Raw genomic sequence first — 18044 nt, 5'->3', positions numbered from 1 at the left:
CATGCCAACCCTAGCCCCCCCTCCGCGCGCAGTCGCGCCGGATGTCGAGCAGCGCTATTTCAACCGTGAGTTGAGCTGGCTGGCGTTCAACCGCCGGGTGCTGGAGGAAGCGTCCAACCCCTCGCACCCGCTGCTTGAACGGCTGCGATTCCTGTCGATTTCGGGCAACAATCTCGACGAATTCTTCATGGTCCGGGTCGCCGGACTGAAGGGCCAGCAGCTTCAGCAGGTCGAGGAACGTTCACCCGACGGGATGACCGTCAGCCAGCAACTGGCCGCGATCGCCGAGAATGCGGAGGCGCTGCTGTCGCAGCAGCGCGCTGTGTGGCGAGGCTTGCGTGAGCAGCTGCGCGAAACGCGGTTGCTGGTGCTGGGCAACAACGAACTGGGTGACAATGAACGGGCCTGGCTGGAAACTCATTTCCGCGAGCAGATCTTTCCGATCCTGACGCCTCAGGCGCTGGACCCGGCGCACCCGTTCCCGTTCATTCCGAACAAGGGTCTATCGATCGTCGTCGACCTGATCCGTCTGTCCGACCGGGCGCCGATCCGCGAGCTGGTGATGCTGCCAGCGACGCTGCAGCGGTTCGTCCGGTTGCCCGGCCGCGCCGCCCGTTATGTCGCGATGGAAACGCTGATCCGCTGTTTCCAGCACCTGTTGTTTCCGGGCTATGAGGTGGCCGGTTCCGGCTGTTTCCGGATCATCCGCGACAGCGATATCGAACTGGAAGAAGAGGCCGAAGACCTGGTCCGCTACTTCCGTTCGGCGATCAAGCGCCGGCGGCGGGGGCGGGTGATCCGACTCGACCTGGAACAGGGGATGCCGGACCATCTGGAAGCCCTGGTCAACACCGAACTGGGCGGACAGGACGCGATTGTCACCGAAACCGGCGGCTTCCTGGGCATCGGCGACCTGGAGCAGCTGGTCGAGGAGGATCGCCCCGACCTGAAATTCTCGCCTTTCTCGCCCCGCTTTCCGGAGCGCATCCGCGAGCATGGCGGCGACTGCTTCGCCGCGATCCGCAGCAAGGACATCATCGTCCATCACCCGTATGAGACGTTCGACGTCGTCCTCGCCTTTCTGAAGCAGGCGGCCGCTGATCCGGATGTCGTGGCGATCAAGCAGACGCTCTATCGCGCCGGCAAACAGTCGGCGGTGGTCAATGCGCTGATCGCGGCGGCGGAGGCGGGCAAGTCGGTGACCGCCGTCATCGAACTGAAGGCGCGGTTCGATGAAGAGCAGAACCTGCTCTGGGCTTCGGCGCTGGAGCGGGCGGGCGCGCAGGTCGTCTACGGCTTCATCGACTGGAAGACCCATGCCAAGGTGTCGATGGTCGTCCGGCGCGAGGCGGGCGGATACCGTACCTATTGCCATTTCGGCACCGGCAACTACCACCCGGTGACGGCGCGGATCTACACCGATCTCAGCTTCTTCACCGCTGATCCGCGGATCGGCCGCGATGCCGCCCAGCTGTTCAACTACATCACCGGCTATGTCGAGCCGAAGGAACTGGAGCTGGTCACCATATCGCCGCACGGCCTGCGCGATCGGTTGTCGGCGCTGATCGATGCGGAGATCAAGAATGTCCGCGCCGGTCGGCAGGGAATGATCTGGGCGAAGATGAATTCGCTGGTCGACCCGGCGATCATCGAGAAGCTGTACGCGGCGAGCGGCGTCGGCGTGGAGATCGACCTGGTGGTGCGCGGCATATGCTGTCTGCGGCCCGGCGTGCCGGGCCTGTCGGAACATATTCGGGTCAAGTCGGTGGTTGGCCGCTTTCTGGAGCATAGCCGCATCTGGGCGTTCGGCAACGGCCGCGCGCTGCCCAACGACGGCGCGAAGCTGTTCATCTCGTCGGCCGACTGGATGCCGCGCAATTTCGACCGGCGGGTGGAGTATATGATGCCGATCCTCAACCCGACGGTGCACGATCAGGTACTCGACCAGGTGATGGTCGCCAACTTGATCGACAATGAGCAGAGTTGGGAGCTTCAGCCCGACGGCAGCTACATCCGTGACACGCCGGGCGAGCGGCCGTTCAACCTGCATCGGTATTTCATGACCAACCCGTCGCTTTCGGGGCGTGGGCAGGCGCTGGCGCACAGCGATGCGGTGCCGAAGCTCCACTTGCGCCGGCGGCGTGGGTAGGATGGGCGGCGCGGGCGCGCGCGACGCCGGGGCGGGGGCCCGTCGGCGATCGGCGATAATCGATATCGGGTCGAATTCCGTCCGGCTGGTCGTATTCGACGGGCATGCCCGGATTCCTGCCGTGCTGTTCAACGAGAAGGTTCTGGCCGGGCTGGGCCGCTCATTGGCCCAAACAGGTGCGATCGAGCCGGCGGCGATGGACCTGGCGCTGACGGCGCTAACCCGATTCCGCGGACTGTGCGACGCCATGGGCATCGCCAGCCCGCGCGCGGTGGCGACCGCGGCCGTGCGCGACGCGAACAACGGCGCTGCGTTGATCGACCGGGTCGAGCAGCTCGGTTTCACGGTCGAGCTGCTGCCGGGCGAGCAGGAGGCGACGGCGGCGGCGCTGGGCGTTGCTTCCGGTATTCCCGATGCCGACGGTATCGTCGGTGACCTCGGTGGTGGCAGTCTGGAACTGGTGCGGCTGAAACGCGGCGTCGTCGATGCGCGCGCCTCCTTTCCGCTGGGGGTGCTGCGCGTTGGCGCGATGCGCGAGGCCGGGCAGCGCGCCTTCGCCCGCGCCGTGTCGCGACAGCTGGCGACCGCCGAATGGCTCGACGATGCGCGCGGCCTGCCATTCTATCTGGTCGGCGGGTCGTGGCGGGCGCTGGCCCGGTTTGACATGCACTTGAGCGGCCATCCGCTGCGCATCCTCCAGCAATACCGGATGCAGCCGGAAACGGCGGCACGGATGGTGCGGGTCCTCGCACATATCGGCCGGTCGACGCTGAAGTCGGTGCCGGCGCTGCCGAGCGGGCGGGTGGCGACGCTGGGAACGGCGGCGGCGATGCTGGCTGCGCTGGTTCGCCATCTGTCACCAAGCGATCTTGTCGTTTCCGCCTTCGGGCTGCGCGAGGGGCTGCTCTACCAGCACCTGTCGGTCGCGGAGCAGGCGCAGGACCCGTTGATCCTGGCCTGCCGCGACGAAGGCGAGCGCGACGGGCGCTTCGCCGAGCATGGCGACCTGCTCGACCGGTGGATCGCCCCGCTATTCGGCGACGAGACGCCGGCCAATGCCCGCATCCGCCATGCCGCCTGCCTGCTGGCCGATGTCGGCTGGCGCGCCAACCCGGAGTTCAAGGCCGAGCGCGCGCTGGAGATCGGTCTGCACGGCAACTGGGTCGCGATAGAGCCGCGCGAACGCGTGATGCTGGGCCAAGCATTGTACAGCAGCTTCGGCGGCAGTGGCACCCTGTCGGGGTTTGAGCGACTGTGCGATGCCGGCGATCTGCACCGGGCGCTGCGCTGGGGTTTGGCGATTCGGTTGGGCCAGCGTTTTTCCGGTGCCGCCGCCGCACCGCTGCGGTCGAGTCGGGTGGTGGTTGTCGACGGCGCGCTGGCGTTGGAGATGGAGGCCGACACCCGCATTTTCTATGGCGAGGCGGTCGCGCGTCGCCATCGCCAATTGGCGGCGGTGCTGGGGGTGGAGGTGCGGCTGCCCTGACCGGCACCGTGCCGGGTCAGGCCGCTTCCGAGCGCTCTGTGGTGCGGGTCATCCGCAGCTTGCCGCCCTTGACCGCGAAGGCAAGCTGACCTTCAACCAGCGCCAGCGCATCGCGCCCGAACTGTTCGAACCGCCAGCCTTCCAGGATCGACAGGCCGTCGCGGTGGCCGGCAGCGAGGTGCTGGAGGTCGTCGCTGCGCGCCAGCAGGCGGGGGGCGACGCTGATTTCCTTGGCGCGGATCTTGAGCAGCAGCTTCAGCAGGTCGGCGACCAGCGCGCCATCCTTGCCGGGGCCGGGGCGGCGATCCTCGCGGCCGGGAATCTCGTCCGCCGGCATCGGCTTCGCTTCGGCCAACGCCGCCATCATCCGCGCGCCGATGCCGTTATTGGCCCAGCTGGATGACAGGCCGCGCACCTTGGCAAGCTCCGCCTGCGCGCGCGGCGGCTGGCCGGCGATGTCGGCCAGCGTCTCATCCTTCATGATCCGGCCGCGCGGCAGGTCCTTGTTCTGCGCCTCGTGCTCACGCCAGGCAGCGAGCGCTTTCAGCCGACCCATCATCTCCGGCTTGCGGCCGTTTGCCTTGATCCGCTGCCACGCCTGATCGGGTTCGTTGACGTAATGCGCCGGGTCGGCGAGCCGCTCCATCTCGTCGTCCAGCCAGCTGCCGCGGCCGAGCTTCTTCAGCCGTTCCAGGATCATCGGAAAAACGCGGGACAGATGGGTGACGTCGCCGATCGCATAGTCGATTTGCCGCTTGTCGAGCGGGCGACGACCCCAGTCGGTAAAGCGGGCGCCCTTGTCGAGCTGGATGCCCAGCCAACTGTCGATCAGGCTGGAATAGCCGATTTGCTCGCCCTGGCCGATCGCCATTGCGGCGATCTGGGTGTCGAAGATCGGGTTGGGCGTCTTGCCGGTCAGGTTGAACACGATCTCGACATCCTGGCCGCCGGCGTGAAACACCTTCAGCACGTCGGTGTTGTCCACCATCAGCGCGAGCAGCGGCGCAAGGTCGATCTCCGGCGCTTTCGGATCGATCGCCGCCGCTTCTTTGCCGTCGGCGATCTGGATCAGGCACAGGTCCGGCCAGTACGTGTTTTCCCGCATGAATTCCGTGTCGACGGCGACGAATGGCGATCGAGCGAAGCGGGCGCAGAGATCGGCAAGATCGGCACTGTCGGTGATCAGCGGATGAATCTTCATGTCAGGCCCATAGCGCCCAGCCGCGCCTTGACAAAGACGTGTCGTGCGGGGAAGCGCGCGGGTCACACATATTTCATGCCTCTTTCCGAGTTATGCCGATGCACGCCTATCGCACCCACACCTGCGCGGAACTGCGCGAAACCCATGTCGGCGAGACGGTTCGCCTATCCGGCTGGGTTCACCGCAAGCGCGATCATGGCGGGTTGCTGTTCGTCGACCTGCGCGACCATTACGGCCTGACCCAGATCGTCACCGACGTCGATTCGGAAGCGTTCAAGCTGCTGGAGCGGCTGCGCGCCGAGTCGGTGGTGACGGTGACCGGGCGGGTGGTGGCCCGCGCGCCGGAAGCGGCCAACCCCAACCTGCCGACCGGGGCGATCGAGATCCGGGCGGATGATGTGGCCGTGCGCTCGACCGCGCAGGAATTGCCGATGCCGGTGGCAGGTGAGGCCGATTACCCCGAGGATATCCGCCTGCGCTATCGCTACCTCGACCTGCGGCGCGAGCGGTTGCACGCCAATATCGTGCTGCGCTCCAACGTGATCGCGTCGATCCGGCGGCGAATGATCGACCAGGGCTTCACCGAGTTCCAGACGCCGATCCTGACCGCGTCGTCGCCGGAGGGCGCGCGCGACTATCTGGTGCCCAGCCGCGTCCACCCCGGCAAATTCTATGCGCTGCCACAGGCGCCGCAGATGTTCAAACAGTTGCTGATGGTCGCCGGCTTCGACCGCTATTTCCAGATCGCGCCCTGCTTCCGCGATGAGGACGCGCGCGCCGACCGCTCACCGGGCGAGTTCTACCAGCTCGATTTCGAGATGAGCTTCGTCACCCAGGACGATGTTTTCAATGCGATAGAGCCTGTCCTCCATGGCGTGTTCGAGGAATTCGCCGGCGACCGATCGGTCAGCTCCGCGCCGTTCCCGCGTATCCCTTACCGGGAGGCGATGCTGAAATACGGGTCGGACAAGCCGGATCTGCGCAATCCGATCGTCATCACCGACGTGTCGCGCCATTTCGGGGGATCGGGCTTCGGCCTGTTCGCGCGGATCGTCGGCGGCGGCGATGTCGTTCGCGCCATTCCCGCGCCGAACACCGCCGACAAGAGCCGCAAGTTCTTCGATGACATGAACGAATGGGCGCGCGCCGAAGGCCACGCCGGGCTTGGCTACATCACCCAGAAGAACGGCGAACTGGGCGGGCCGATCGCCAAGAACCACGGCGAGGAAGCGACCCGCAAGCTGATCGCGGAACTGGGCCTTGGCCCGGATGACGGCATTTTCTTCGCCGCCGGCAAGGAAGCGCAGGCGGCGAAGCTGGCTGGCGCCGCGCGCACCCGCGTCGGCGAGCAGCTTGGCCTGATCGACGCCAAGCGCTTCGAATTCTGCTGGATCGTCGATTTTCCGATGTACGAATATGACGAGGAGGCGAAGAAGATCGACTTCTCACATAACCCGTTCTCGATGCCGCAGGGCGAGCTTGAGGCGCTGGAAACCAAGGATCCGCTCGATATCCTCGCCTACCAGTACGACATCGTCTGCAACGGCGTCGAGCTGTCGTCGGGCGCGATCCGCAACCACCGCCCGGACATCATGTACAAGGCGTTCGAGATCGCCGGCTACACGCGCGAGCAGGTCGACACCAATTTCGCCGGCATGATCAACGCGTTCAAGTTCGGCGCACCGCCGCACGGTGGATCGGCGCCGGGCATCGACCGGATCGTCATGCTGCTTGCCGATGAGCCGAACATCCGCGAGGTGATCGTCTTCCCGATGAACCAGAAGGCGGAGGACCTGATGATGCAGGCGCCGGCGCCGGCGACGCCCAAGCAACTGCGCGAACTGGGTATCCGGGTGGTGGAGCAGCCGAAAGGCTGACGTTAACCCCATCTCCGCTAGACCGGGCCGGTCAGGGACGTAGAGTGATCGCATGACCATCGACCTCAGCGCCTACGAAGCGGGCGATAAATTCCAGGGCGATTATGCCGACGCGCTGGCCGCCGTGCAGAAGCGGCTGGCGCGCATCCAGGTGGCGCATATCGTCCACAAGCGCCGCGCCGTCGTGATGCTGGAAGGGTGGGACGCCGCGGGCAAGGGCGGCATCATCCAGCGGCTGACCGCCGAGTGGGACCCGCGCTATTTCGAGGTCTGGCCGATCGGGGCGCCGACGGCCAACGAGAAAGACCGGCATTTCCTCTGGCGCTTCTGGCAGCGGCTGCCGGCCAATGGCGACATCGTCGTATTCGACCGCAGCTGGTACGGGCGGGTGCTGGTGGAACGAGTCGAAGGTTTCGCGACCGAGGCCGAGTGGAAGCGCGGCTATGACGAGATCAACGAGTTCGAGGCGCGGCAGATCGAAAGCGGCACGACGCTGGTCAAGCTGTTCGTCCACATCACCCAGGATGAGCAGGATCGGCGCTTCCTCCACCGCTTCGAGGACCCGTGGAAGCGCTGGAAGACCGGCGCGGAGGATTATCGCAACCGCGCCCGCCGCACCGATTACCTCGCGGCGATGGCGGATATGTTCGCCGAAACCGACACCCGCTGGGCGCCGTGGCGGGTGATCGACGGCAATAACAAGAAGGCGGCGCGGATCGCCGCGCTGACCGCGATTGCCGACTATCTGGAAAAGCATGTGCCAATGGCCCCGCCGGCGGCCGACCCGGAGCTGATCCGGCTCGCAACCGAAAATCTGAGGCTGTCAGGCGAACGCTAGCGCGGCAATGTGACGAGGCAACCGCCTCGTTCTAGGCGTCCTTCGGCAGGAAACGGGCGATGACGTCCTGAGCGATGCGGGCCGGGCGGCGGGTGGTCGCGTCGAGGCAGCACCAGCTGGACTTCACCTCCGCCAGCACATCTTCGCCCCGCTTGATCAGCGTCGCGTAGAAGGCACGAGCGCCGTGGACCTTTTCCAGCACCACCGTGGCGATGACCTGATCGTCGATGAATGCCGGCTTTCGGTAGGTGATCTCGTGGCGCAGCGCGACCCACAGGTGGCGGGCGACCGCCTGCGGCGGGGCCAGCTTGCGCCAATGGGCGACGACCGCGTCCTGCACCCAGGCGAGATAGCGGGCGTTGTTGACGTGCCCCATGAAGTCGATGTCAGCCGGGCTGATGGCGATCGGATAGTCGTGGGCGATGGCGCTGGTCATGATAAAATTGACAATAGTGTCATTAGCGCCGGAATAACAGGGGCAAGTCAGCCTCGGCCGCGATAGCCCGGCACGTCTTGCGGCGGCAGCCATAAGCCGGCGGGCGGCTCGCCCGATTGCCAGAATACGTCGATCGGAATGCCGCCGCGCGGGTACCAGTAACCGCCGATGCGCAACCATAGCGGCGCCATTTCACGGCACAACCGCTCGGCGATGCCGACGGTGCAGTCCTCGTGAAAGGCGGCATGGTTGCGGAAGCTGCCGAGGAACAGCTTCAACGCCTTCGATTCGACGATCGTTTCCGCCGGCGCGTAGTCGATGACCAGATGGGCGAAATCCGGCTGGCCGGTGACCGGACAGAGCGAGGTGAATTCCGGTGCGGTGAAGCGAACCAGATAGGGGCGGCCCGGCCGCGGGTTGGGCACATAGTCGAGGACGGCGGCGTCCGGTGAGTCCGGCAGGCTGCTCTGGCGGCCGAGATGGGTGATCGTCATGGCCAGGCCCTTACAGCCAAAACCGATGCCGACAAAGCGGCCGGCCGATCGCCGTCTCGACGGCGGCGGCGGGCGTGACTAGGAAAGGGGCGGATCAAAGGAGACTCGCATGGACCTGCTGGTGACCACCGAATGGCTGGAGAAGGAGCTTGGCGCGTCGGACCTGCGGGTGGTGGACGCAAGCTGGTTCCTGGAACCGGACCGCGACCCCGCTGCCGCGTTTGAGGCCGGCCACATCCCCGGCGCGGTGTTCATGGATCTGGCCGATCTGGCCGACGGCAACACCGACCTGCCGAACATGCTGCCGTCAGCCGAGAAGTTCGCCAGCCGCATGCAGTCGCTGGGGCTGGGCGACGGTAGCCGGATCGTTGTCTACGACAACTCGCCGCTGCATACCGCGGCGCGCGGCTGGTGGATGCTGAAGACGTTCGGCGCGCATGACGTCGCCGTTCTCGACGGCGGGCTTGCCAAGTGGCAGGCGGAAGGGCGCGCATTGGAAACCGGCAAGGCGATCAACCGGCACCGCCACTATACCGTCTGGTTCGACGACAAGGGCGTGCGGACGCTGGCGCAGATGAAGGCGAATATCGGCAGCCGCAACGAGCAGGTGGTGGACGCGCGGTCCGCCGAGCGTTTCGCCGGCGGCCTGCCCGAACCGCGCAAGGGCGTCGAGCCGGGGCACATCCCCGGCGCCCGCAACGTGCCGCACGGCCAGTTGTTCAACGCCGACGGTACCTGGAAGCAGGGCGACGCGCTGAAGGCAGAGTTCGAGGCGGCGGGCGTCGATTTGGAGCGCGGCGTGGTGACGACCTGCGGGTCGGGCGTCACGGCGGCGGTGCTGGCCTTCGGCCTTGCCACGCTCGGCAAGCGGGACGTCGCGCTGTACGATGGATCCTGGGCCGAGTGGGGCGGTGACCCGTCGACGCCGAAGGAGCGCGGCGCGGCGCAATGAGTGGTAACGAGGCCGATGGCAGGGCGACGCGGCTGGCGGCGGCGGGGCGGCGCGAGGAGTGGACGCAAGGCGTCGTCAATCCGCCGGTCTGGCGGGCGTCGACGGTGCTTTACGACAGCGTCGCCGAGATGCGGGAGCGGCCGCGCGATACGCATGAGAAGCTGTATTACGGGCGGCGGGGAACGCCGACGCAGTGGGCGCTGGCGTCGGCGCTGACCGAGCTGGAGCCGGGGGCGGCGGGGACGCTGCTTTATCCGTCCGGGCTGGCGGCGGTGACGACGACGTTGCTAGCTGTGTTATCACCCGGAGATCAGGTGCTGATGGTCGACAGCGCCTACGAACCTACCCGGGCGTTCTGCGATAAGATACTGAAAAACAACGGTATATCGACGCGATACTACGACCCGCTGATCGGCGGCGACATTGCCGGGCTGATCGGAGACGACACCGCCGCGATCTTCCTGGAAAGCCCGGGCAGCCTGACCTTCGAGGTGCAGGACATCCCCGCCATCGTCGCCGCCGCGAATGCGCGCGGGGTGGTGACCCTGCTCGACAACACCTGGGCGACGCCGCTGTATTTCCCAGCGATCGCGCATGGCATCGACCTGTCGATCCTTGCCTGCACCAAATATGTCGTCGGCCATTCCGACGTGATGCTCGGTTCGGTGACGGCGGCGCCGGGGGTGTGGGAAAAGCTGCGGACGATGACCTACCTGCTCGGCCAGTGCGCCAGCCCGGACGACGCCTGGCTGGGCCTGCGCGGGCTGCGGACGATGGGGGTCAGGCTGGCCCAGCACCAGGCGAATGCGCTGAAGGTCGCCGAGTGGCTGGCCGGCCGGCCGGAAGTGGCGCGGGTATTGTATCCGGCCCTGCCCGGAGACCCCGGCCATGCGCTGTGGCAACGCGATTTTTCCGGCGCTTCGGGCCTGTTCTCGGTCGTGCTGAACGGCGGCAACGATGCCGGGCGCGTCGCCCTGCTCGACGGGCTGCGGCTGTTCGGCATGGGCTTTTCGTGGGGTGGGTTCGAAAGCCTCGCCATCCCGATCGACCCCGAGAAGCTTCGCAGCGCGACGCGGTGGCAGGCGGAAGGCCCGGCGATCCGCCTGCACATCGGCCTGGAGGACCCGGACGACCTGATCGCCGATCTGGAGGCCGGGCTGGCGCGGTTCGCGGCGCTGCGCTGAGCGGGGCGACGACAGCCCTTCGCTGTTGCGGCATCGCAACGCCCGGCGGCCGGAATCGCCGCGCCCGGGATTTTGCCTGTTGTGCGGTGCAGCGAATCTTGCCAGATTTACGGGGTCGCGCCGATCGGCCCCGCGACGAGGGCCAGCCACGCGATGCAGGCGGGACGAACGCACATTTCCAGAAAGGAAAGCCTATGCGCACGTCCATCTTGGCCCTGACCGGGCCGTTCCTTGCCCTTGCCGCCATGCCGGTTGCCGCGCAGGACACCGCGCCGCCGCCGCCGCTGACCATCAGCGGCAGCGCGACGGTGGTCAGCGATTACCGCTTCCGCGGCGTGTCGCAGACCGACAAGCGCTTCGCCGTTCAGGGCGGCCTGACCGTCGCGCATGACAGCGGCCTGTATGCGTCGGTCTGGGGATCGTCGATCGACGATTATGTCGCCGCCGGCAGCGACCAGGAGATCGATCTGATCGCCGGCTACCGGACGACGCGGGGCGGCACCACCTTCGATATCGGCGTTCTTTATTATTATTATCCGGGCGGCGGCGGGGCGAACACCGATTTCGTCGAACCCTATGTCTCGGTCGCCCACATGCTTGGCCCGGCGACGGCGAAGGTGACCGCCAATTACGCGCCCAAGGCGGCGGCGCTGGGCGTCGGGGCGGGCACGAAGGACAGGCTGTATGTCGCCGGCGACCTGTCGGTCGGCATCCCGACGACGCCGTTCAGCGTATCGGCGCATCTGGGCCACAGCTTTGGGCCGAGCGCGTTGACCGTCGGCAAAGGCTATACCGACTGGGCGTTCGGCCTCAGTTACCAATGGCGGGCGTTGACCTTCGGCGTCCGCTATGTCGACGCCAGCAAAGCAGCGATCGCCCCAAGCGGGCGCAATGTCGCCAAGGCGGGGATCGTCGGATCGGTCGGAGTGTGGTTCTAGGAACGTAGATCCGCCTGCGCTGAAATGTTCGACACCAGCACTCCTTTACTGTATTGGTATTACAATACAGTAAATCACCTGGAGGGCATATGCGGCTTTATTCCATCGGTGTCCTGCTCGCGGCGCTGGCAGCGTCGAGCATTGCGTTCGGGCAGGCGTACAAGCCGGATTTCGACCCAGGCAGCCTGAAGGGCCCACGGGGTGGGGCGCCGAACCAGGTGCTGGTGCTGGGAACGCCGCATCTTTCCGGGTTGTCGGAGCCGTTCAAGGCAGATGCGCTGTCCTCGCTGATTGGGCGGCTGGCGCGCTGGCAGCCGCAGGCGATCGCGATCGAGGCGATATCGGGGCCGCAATGCGATTTCATGCGCGGCTACCCCGGCCGTTATCGTGAGACGATCGACGGTTATTGCTGGGATACCGCCCCGGCGCGGGCGGCGACCGGACTGGATGTTGCGGCAGCGACGGCGGAGGCGGAGCGTCTGTTGGTTGACTGGCCCGAAGCGCCGACGGCCGCGCAGCGGCGCCGGCTGGCCGCGCTGTTCCTAGCTGGCGGAGAGCAGGCATCGGCGCTGGTCCAATGGTTGCGCCTGCCGGAGAGCGAACGCCGGGCCGGGGATGGGCTGGACGGCGTGCTCGTCGCGCGGCTGAACCTGCTACGCGACCGCCGCAACGAGGATTTCCTGATTGCCGCGCCGCTTGCCGCCGCCCTTGAGCAGGAGCGGGTCTATGCGATCGACGACCATACCGCCGACGCGCCGATCGCGGACGAGAAAAGCTACGCCGCGGCGATCGGCAAGGCGTGGGACAACCCGGCGACGGCGAAGCGCCGGGCGATGGACGCGGCGTTGCAGACAAAGCTGGGTTCAGCCGACGGCGTGCTGGCCCTGTACCGCGCCTACAACGCGCCAGGGGCGGCGAAGCTGGCGTTCGACAGCGATTTCGGCGCGGCGCTCGAGGAGCCTTCGCCGCAGCGGTTCGGGCGCGGCTATGTCGGTTATTGGGAGACGCGCAACCTGCGCATGGCGGCGAATATTCGCGAGGTGATGGCGGCGCGCCCAGGGATCCGGGCGCTGGTGATCGTCGGCGGATCGCACAAGGGCTATCTGGAAGCCTATCTGAACCAGATGCACGACGTGCGGTTGGTCGACGCGGAACGGGTGTTACGCTGAACGGAGGGGCGCGGGGGCGATTGACGGGGTTGCCGGGCTCCTGCTTTCGCAGGAGCACTGGCGGCTTGATGAGCAGGAGAATGAGGCTCCGGCTTTCGCCGGGATGACGTGCTGGGCAGCACCCGGCGGCCGTTGGAGGCGGTCAGTCCTGCGGGGTCAGTCCTGCGGGGTCGGGCTGGGCGTTGGGGCGGGGGTGGTGCCGGTGGCGGCGCGGGCGTCGCGGCCGTCGCCTTCCGGGGCTGCGATGATGTCGCGAGTCACCTGGCCCTTGTCGACGACGTTGGTCTGCGGATCGGCGACGGCGGAGCGGATGCCCGGATCGGCGCTGTCGTCGCCGGCGTGGTCGAGCGCGGCGGTTTCCGTCGCGCTGCGCTGCGCCGCGCCGCCGAACATCGCCTCGAGCGCCTGGGTGCTTGAATCCGCTTCCTGCGGGCGCGGGGCGCCGGGGGCGGGCGGGGCGAGGGCGAAATCGGGCGGCACGACCAGCGGCGCGCGACGGGCGACGGCGAATTCGTCCGGCCGTTCGCGCCCGAACAGGCCGCCGCCGGCGGCGCAGCCGGAAAGAGCGGTTGTCAGAACCAGGCCGGCCAACAGTGCCTTACGCATCATCATCCTCCGCGGATTTCTTGCCGTCCCGCACGAGCAGCGCGCGGGCGAGCAGGATCACGACGCCGATGGTAATAGCGGCGTCGCTGACATTGAATACCAAAAACGGCCGCCATTCGCCGAAATGCAGGTCCGCATAGTCGACGACATAGCCGAAACGCGTGCGATCGGTGATGTTGCCGAGCGCGCCGCCGAGCACCAGGCCGAGCGCCAGCACGTCCGCCCGGCTGCGTTCCCGCCACATCCAGGCGAGCACGGCGAGGCTGATCGCCGCGGTCAGCCCGACCAGCGCCCAGCGCATGCCGTTGCTCGACGCGGTCAGGAAGCCCATCGACACGCCGTAATTTTCCACCCAGGTCAGGTCGAAGAACGGCAGGATGTCGATATTGCGGATATGCGGCAGGGCCAGCGGGCCGATGACCGCGTATTTGACCGCCTGATCGACGATATAGACGATGACGGCAAGGATCAGGCCGAGGCGGCGGGGCGGGGCGGTATCAGCCATGGACCACCGTGGCGCAGCGGCCGCACAGGCCGTTATCCTCGACAACTTCCGGCATGTGGCGCCAGCAGCGGCCGCATTTGTGGCGATCGGTATGGCTGACCGCGATGTCCGCCGCGCCGCCGGAGACCGAGGCGACGATGAACAGTTCCTCCAGATCGACGTCGTCGGGCAGCGCGCCGGGCAGCGCCACCGCCGCCTCCAGGCTGGAACGGACCAGCTTGTCGCGGCGCTGCGGCTCGATCGCCTCGGTCACCTGAGAGCGCAGGGCGCGCAGGCCCTGCCAGCGCTGGCCGAGCGCCGGGTCGTGCCAGGCGGCGTCAACATCCGGCCAGGTTTCGAAATGGATCGAGCCGTTTTCGTTCGGATAACGGGTTTGCCACACTTCCTCGGCGGTGAAGCACAGGATCGGCGCGGCATAGCGGACGAGGGCGTGGAACAGCGTGTCGAGCACGGTGCGGTAGGCGCGGCGCCGGGGATCGGCGGCGGCGTCGCAATAGAGGCTGTCCTTGCGGATATCGAAGAAGAAGGCGCTGAGGTCGTTATTGGCGAAATCGGTCAGCGCGCGGATGTAGCGGTTGAATTCGAATGCGTCGGTGGCGGCGCGCAGTTCCGCATCCAGCCCGGCGAGCAGGTGCAGGACATAGCGTTCCAGTTCCGGCATGTCCGCCACCGGCACGCGTTCCGCATCGGTGAAGCCGTCGAGCGCGCCGAGCAGGTAGCGGAATGTGTTGCGCAGCTTGCGATAGGCGTCGGAGGTGCCGGCGAGGATCTCCTTGCCGATGCGGACATCCTCGAAATAATCGGTCGAGGCGACCCACATGCGCAGGATGTCGGCACCGCTTTCGCTGATGACCTTGAGCGGATCGACGACGTTGCCGAGCGATTTCGACATCTTGCGGCCCTGGCCGTCGAGCGCGAAGCCGTGGGTAAGGACGGCGCCATAGGGGGCGCGGCCGCGGGTGCCGCAGCTTTCGAGCAGCGACGACTGGAACCAGCCGCGATGCTGGTCAGACCCTTCCAGATACAGGTCGGCGCGGGTGCCGGCGCCGTAGCGGGCCTCGACGACGAAGGCGTGGGTCGAGCCGCTGTCGAACCAGACGTCGAGGATGTCGGTAATCACCTCATAATCGGCAAGCGCGTGGTCGGGGCCGAGAATGGCCTGATGATCGGCGGCGAACCATGCGTCGGCGCCGCCCGCTTTGAACGCCGCGACGATGCGGGCGTTGACGGCGTGGTCGCGCAGATACTCGCCGGTCTTGCGGTTGACGTAGAGCGCGATCGGCACGCCCCAGGCGCGCTGGCGGCTTATGACCCAGTCGGGGCGGCCGTCGACCATCGCGTGGATGCGGTTGCGCGCCTTTTCCGGCACCCAGCGCGTCCGCTCGATCGCGTCGAGCGCGGTGGCGCGCAGGGTGGCGGCGTTGGACTCATGTGCGAGGATATACTCTTCCTCGGCGCAGCGGCGGGCGGAAGGATCGGCCACTGGCCGGTCCATCGGGATGAACCATTGCGGGGTGCAACGGTAGATGATCCGCGCCTTCGACCGCCAGCTATGCGGATAGCTGTGCTGGAAATCGCCGGCGGAGAGCAGGGCGCCGGCGGAGCGCAGATCGCTGAGGATCGGGCCGTCGGGGCCGTTGAATTTGGTGTTGATGACGCTGCCCTGACCGCCGAGCCAGGCCCAGTCGTCGCGGTATTTGCCGTCGTCGGTGACCGCGAATACCGGGTCGATGCCCATGGCCTTGCAGGCGATGAAGTCCTCCTCGCCATGGTCCGGCGCCATGTGGACGAGGCCGGTGCCGGCGTCGGTGGTGACGTGGGGCGCGGCGAGGAACGGGCGGGGCCTGGCGAAGAAGCCGCCGAGATGGTGCATGGGGTGACGGGCGACGGCGCCGGCGAGTTTGCTATGATCTTGTAACTTAAGATCGATAATATCAGCGCAAACCTTGCGACTATTGAGCGTCTGCGGAAGCAAAGACGTTAGATATGCGCTAAACCGCTCCGCAAATTTGCCGGCCAGTTCTCGAGCCAGCAAGAAACGGCGACTAGCCCATGATCCAACGAACGCACGCCAAGCGTCCTGGTCGGCGGCGCCTCCACCAACCAAAGACAGTTCGAAACCATAAACTGAATACTCGACCTTTTCCCCATAGGCGATCGCCTGGTTGACCGGGATGGTCCAGGGGGTCGTCGTCCAGATGACGGCGTGGGCGCCGACCAGTTCGGGGGCGTTGGGGGCTTCGGTGATTTCGAAGGCGACGTCGATCTGGGTCGAGGTGACGTCTTCATATTCGACCTCGGCCTCGGCGAGGGCGGTCTTTTCCACGGGTGACCACATCACCGGCTTGGCACCGCGGTAGAGCTGGCCGGATTCGGCGAATTTCAGCAGTTCGGCGACGATCGCCGCCTCTGCCGCGAACTTCATGGTCAGATAGGGATCGTCCCAGTCGCCCATGACGCCGAGCCGTTCGAACTGCGCGCGCTGGATGCCGACCCATTTTTCGGCATAGGCGCGGCACTGGGCGCGGAATTCGCGGGGCGGCACCTCATCCTTGTTCTGTTTCTTTTTGCGGTATTCTTCCTCGATCTTCCATTCGATCGGCAGGCCGTGGCAGTCCCAGCCGGGGACGTAGGGCGCATCCTTGCCGAGCAGCGACTGGCTGCGGACGATGATGTCCTTCAGCACCTTGTTCATCGCATGGCCCATGTGGATGTCGCCGTTGGCGTAGGGTGGGCCGTCGTGGAGGATGAAGCGTTCCTTGCCCTGACGCTGTTCGCGCAGGCGGTCGTAAAGGCGGATCCGCGCCCAGCGATCGAGGATCGCCGGTTCCTTGGCGGCAAGGCCTGCCTTCATCGGGAAATCGGTCTTCGGCAGGAAGACGGTGTCGCGCCAGTCGCGCGGGCTGTCGGGTTGGTCGCTCATCGGTGGGCGGGGATTAGCGGAGGATTGCCGGAGACACTAGTGTTTCCCGTCAATCGCCCGCCGCGAGCGCGCGCCGGGCGTCGGCGCAGTCGCGCGCCATCTGCGCCTTCAGCGCGTCGAGGCTGTCGAATTTCGCCTCCGGCCGCAGAAAGCGGTGGAACGCTACCTCGATCGTCCGGCCGTAGATGTCGCCGTCGAAGGCGAAGAAATACGGTTCGAGCAGCTCCTTCGGCGGGTCGAAGGTCGGGCGGATGCCGACGCTGGCGGCGCCGTCCAGCAACCGGCCGTCGGGCAGGCGGCCGCGCACCGCGTAGACGCCGTAGCGCGGGCGCAGATAGCTGCCGAGCGCCAGGTTGGCGGTGGGGTAGCCAAGGGCGCGGCCCATCTTGTCACCGTGCTGGACGATGCCCTCTATCGCGAACGGACGGGTGAGCAGGCGGCTGGCGGTGGCGCAGTCGCCGGCCTGAAGCGCGTCGCGGATGCGGCTGGACGACACCGTTTCGCCGTCGAGCGCAACCGGCGCGACCGATTCGACGCCGAGCCGGAATTCCTGGCCGAGCGCGGCGAGGACGGCGCGATTGCCGCCGCGCCCCTTGCCGAAGGTGAAATCCTCACCGGTCACCACCGCCGCGGCGCCGATGCGCCGGACCAGCCGGTCGAGCACGAAATCGCGCGCAGTGACGGCGGCCAGCTCCGCGTCGAAATGAAAGACGATCATCGCATCCGCCCCGGCGGCGGCGAACAACCGCTGGCGCTGATCGAGCGTGGTCAGGCGAAAAGGCGGGGCGTCAGGCTTGAAGAAGCGGACGGGATGGGGGTCGAAGGTCGCGACCAGCGCCGGGCGGCCCTGCGCCCGGGCGAGCGCGACGGCACGACCGACCACCGCCTGATGGCCGAGGTGAAATCCATCGAAATTGCCTAACGCGACGACGCCGCCGCGCAGATGCGAGGGGGCGGTCGCGCTCCCGTCCAGGCGCTCCATGCCGCAGCCTATAGGGGGATGGCGAAAATCGAGCAATATTTGTCGGGCGGTGGCGGATCAGACCGGTTTGCGGCCGAAGCCCGCGGTGGAGCGGGGCGGCGGAGGCGGCGGTGCGGGGCGCTCCGGCGGGGGCGGCGGCGGGGTGTCCGGCGGCGGCGCGCGGTGGCGCAGGCGGTCGGTCAGCCCCGTGTCCTCGACCAGGCCGAACAGCCGGCGCACCCATTGCGGCCTGAACGCGGCGACGAGGATCAGCAGGAACAGCGCCATCGGGATGAGGGCCGGCGGCAGCAGCGGCGGCTGCCCG

Annotated in this window: 16 protein-coding genes; 8 read left to right on the top strand and 8 right to left on the bottom strand. The window is 67.0% G+C overall.

All coding sequences use genetic code 11. The annotated features are described in order from the left end of the window. Position 1: 1 nt before the first annotated feature. Both E4A53_RS07475 and E4A53_RS07470 read left to right on the top strand, forming a co-directional pair. A complete protein-coding gene (locus E4A53_RS07475) occupies positions 2 to 2149 on the top strand; it encodes an RNA degradosome polyphosphate kinase (protein WP_136162474.1) in 2148 nt (715 codons plus the stop codon). Further along, the gene (locus tag E4A53_RS07470; RefSeq protein WP_338054983.1) at positions 2109 to 3635 is read left to right on the top strand and encodes a Ppx/GppA phosphatase family protein; all 1527 of its coding nucleotides are present in this window, start codon (positions 2109 to 2111) and stop codon (positions 3633 to 3635) included. The genes E4A53_RS07475 and E4A53_RS07470 overlap by 41 nt, the downstream gene beginning before the upstream one ends. A gap of 16 nt (positions 3636 to 3651) precedes the next feature. Here E4A53_RS07470 and rnd read toward each other — a convergent pair whose 3' ends face one another. Then, positions 3652 to 4836: a ribonuclease D gene (rnd, locus tag E4A53_RS07465; RefSeq protein WP_136162472.1), complete on the bottom strand. Its 1185-nt coding sequence runs from the start codon at positions 4834 to 4836 to the stop codon at positions 3652 to 3654. 98 nt (positions 4837 to 4934) lie between these two features. Between rnd and aspS the strand changes: the two genes are divergently transcribed. Continuing rightward, entirely contained in the window at positions 4935 to 6713 is a 1779-nt protein-coding gene (gene aspS / locus E4A53_RS07460) for an aspartate--tRNA ligase (RefSeq protein WP_136162471.1), read from the top strand. Positions 6714 to 6765: 52 nt separating this feature from the next. Continuing rightward, on the top strand, positions 6766 to 7551 hold the full coding sequence (locus tag E4A53_RS07455) for a polyphosphate kinase 2 family protein (RefSeq protein ID WP_136162470.1): 786 nt from the start codon (positions 6766 to 6768) through the stop codon (positions 7549 to 7551). Between the two features lie 31 nt (positions 7552 to 7582). Here E4A53_RS07455 and E4A53_RS07450 read toward each other — a convergent pair whose 3' ends face one another. Both E4A53_RS07450 and queF read right to left on the bottom strand, forming a co-directional pair. After that, positions 7583 to 7987: an acyl-CoA thioesterase gene (locus E4A53_RS07450; RefSeq protein ID WP_136162469.1), complete on the bottom strand. Its 405-nt coding sequence runs from the start codon at positions 7985 to 7987 to the stop codon at positions 7583 to 7585. Positions 7988 to 8034: 47 nt separating this feature from the next. Next, positions 8035 to 8481, bottom strand: a complete 447-nt coding sequence (queF, locus tag E4A53_RS07445; RefSeq protein ID WP_136162468.1) for a preQ(1) synthase — start codon at positions 8479 to 8481, stop codon at positions 8035 to 8037. A 109-nt stretch (positions 8482 to 8590) separates the two neighbouring features. Here queF and sseA point away from each other — a divergent pair, with 109 nt between their 5' ends. From sseA to E4A53_RS07425, 4 genes are all read left to right on the top strand, one after another. Next, positions 8591 to 9433 (top strand): 3-mercaptopyruvate sulfurtransferase, encoded by an 843-nt coding sequence (gene sseA / locus E4A53_RS07440; protein WP_136162467.1) that lies wholly within the window; start codon positions 8591 to 8593, stop codon positions 9431 to 9433. Continuing rightward, positions 9430 to 10617, top strand: a complete 1188-nt coding sequence (gene metC / locus E4A53_RS07435; RefSeq protein WP_136162466.1) for a cystathionine beta-lyase — start codon at positions 9430 to 9432, stop codon at positions 10615 to 10617. The genes sseA and metC overlap by 4 nt, the downstream gene beginning before the upstream one ends. Positions 10618 to 10811: 194 nt before the next feature. Continuing rightward, positions 10812 to 11555 (top strand): TorF family putative porin, encoded by a 744-nt coding sequence (locus E4A53_RS07430; protein WP_136162465.1) that lies wholly within the window; start codon positions 10812 to 10814, stop codon positions 11553 to 11555. Between the two features lie 89 nt (positions 11556 to 11644). Continuing rightward, positions 11645 to 12724, top strand: a complete 1080-nt coding sequence (locus E4A53_RS07425) for a DUF5694 domain-containing protein (RefSeq protein WP_136162464.1) — start codon at positions 11645 to 11647, stop codon at positions 12722 to 12724. A 156-nt stretch (positions 12725 to 12880) separates the two neighbouring features. Here E4A53_RS07425 and E4A53_RS07420 read toward each other — a convergent pair whose 3' ends face one another. The 5 genes from E4A53_RS07420 to E4A53_RS14615 form a co-directional block, all read right to left on the bottom strand. Then, positions 12881 to 13330: a DUF3035 domain-containing protein gene (locus tag E4A53_RS07420; RefSeq protein ID WP_136162463.1), complete on the bottom strand. Its 450-nt coding sequence runs from the start codon at positions 13328 to 13330 to the stop codon at positions 12881 to 12883. After that, a complete protein-coding gene (gene lspA, locus E4A53_RS07415; protein WP_136162462.1) occupies positions 13323 to 13835 on the bottom strand; it encodes a signal peptidase II in 513 nt (170 codons plus the stop codon). The genes E4A53_RS07420 and lspA overlap by 8 nt, the downstream gene beginning before the upstream one ends. Further along, positions 13828 to 16758, bottom strand: coding sequence for an isoleucine--tRNA ligase (gene ileS / locus E4A53_RS07410; protein WP_136162461.1), 2931 nt, complete (start codon positions 16756 to 16758; stop codon positions 13828 to 13830). The genes lspA and ileS overlap by 8 nt, the downstream gene beginning before the upstream one ends. 49 nt (positions 16759 to 16807) lie before the next feature. Beyond that, positions 16808 to 17740 (bottom strand): bifunctional riboflavin kinase/FAD synthetase, encoded by a 933-nt coding sequence (locus E4A53_RS07405; protein WP_136162460.1) that lies wholly within the window; start codon positions 17738 to 17740, stop codon positions 16808 to 16810. 57 nt (positions 17741 to 17797) lie between these two features. Beyond that, positions 17798 to 18044 (bottom strand): hypothetical protein (locus tag E4A53_RS14615; RefSeq protein ID WP_420822615.1); only part of this gene is annotated, 247 nt, incomplete at its 5' end.

Origin of the sequence: Sphingomonas flavalba (assembly GCF_004796535.1) — a bacterium.
Classification (GTDB): Bacteria; Pseudomonadota; Alphaproteobacteria; order Sphingomonadales; family Sphingomonadaceae; genus Sphingomonas_L; species Sphingomonas_L flavalba.
Note: the sequence above shows the minus strand (reverse complement) of the source record. Positions and strands in the feature narration are given on the sequence as shown.

What these genes read in the sequence shown, in the direction of transcription:
- E4A53_RS07475 (WP_136162474.1), top strand. Translation starts at nt 2, where the DNA reads ATGCCAACCCTAGCCCCCCCTCCGCGCGCAGTCGCGCCGGATGTCGAG.
- E4A53_RS07470 (WP_338054983.1), top strand. Translation starts at nt 2,109, where the DNA reads ATGCGGTGCCGAAGCTCCACTTGCGCCGGCGGCGTGGGTAGGATGGGC.
- rnd (WP_136162472.1), bottom strand. Translation starts at nt 4,836, where the DNA reads ATGAAGATTCATCCGCTGATCACCGACAGTGCCGATCTTGCCGATCTC.
- aspS (WP_136162471.1), top strand. Translation starts at nt 4,935, where the DNA reads ATGCACGCCTATCGCACCCACACCTGCGCGGAACTGCGCGAAACCCAT.
- E4A53_RS07455 (WP_136162470.1), top strand. Translation starts at nt 6,766, where the DNA reads ATGACCATCGACCTCAGCGCCTACGAAGCGGGCGATAAATTCCAGGGC.
- E4A53_RS07450 (WP_136162469.1), bottom strand. Translation starts at nt 7,987, where the DNA reads ATGACCAGCGCCATCGCCCACGACTATCCGATCGCCATCAGCCCGGCT.
- queF (WP_136162468.1), bottom strand. Translation starts at nt 8,481, where the DNA reads ATGACGATCACCCATCTCGGCCGCCAGAGCAGCCTGCCGGACTCACCG.
- sseA (WP_136162467.1), top strand. Translation starts at nt 8,591, where the DNA reads ATGGACCTGCTGGTGACCACCGAATGGCTGGAGAAGGAGCTTGGCGCG.
- metC (WP_136162466.1), top strand. Translation starts at nt 9,430, where the DNA reads ATGAGTGGTAACGAGGCCGATGGCAGGGCGACGCGGCTGGCGGCGGCG.
- E4A53_RS07430 (WP_136162465.1), top strand. Translation starts at nt 10,812, where the DNA reads ATGCGCACGTCCATCTTGGCCCTGACCGGGCCGTTCCTTGCCCTTGCC.
- E4A53_RS07425 (WP_136162464.1), top strand. Translation starts at nt 11,645, where the DNA reads ATGCGGCTTTATTCCATCGGTGTCCTGCTCGCGGCGCTGGCAGCGTCG.
- E4A53_RS07420 (WP_136162463.1), bottom strand. Translation starts at nt 13,330, where the DNA reads ATGCGTAAGGCACTGTTGGCCGGCCTGGTTCTGACAACCGCTCTTTCC.
- lspA (WP_136162462.1), bottom strand. Translation starts at nt 13,835, where the DNA reads ATGGCTGATACCGCCCCGCCCCGCCGCCTCGGCCTGATCCTTGCCGTC.
- ileS (WP_136162461.1), bottom strand. Translation starts at nt 16,758, where the DNA reads ATGAGCGACCAACCCGACAGCCCGCGCGACTGGCGCGACACCGTCTTC.
- E4A53_RS07405 (WP_136162460.1), bottom strand. Translation starts at nt 17,740, where the DNA reads ATGGAGCGCCTGGACGGGAGCGCGACCGCCCCCTCGCATCTGCGCGGC.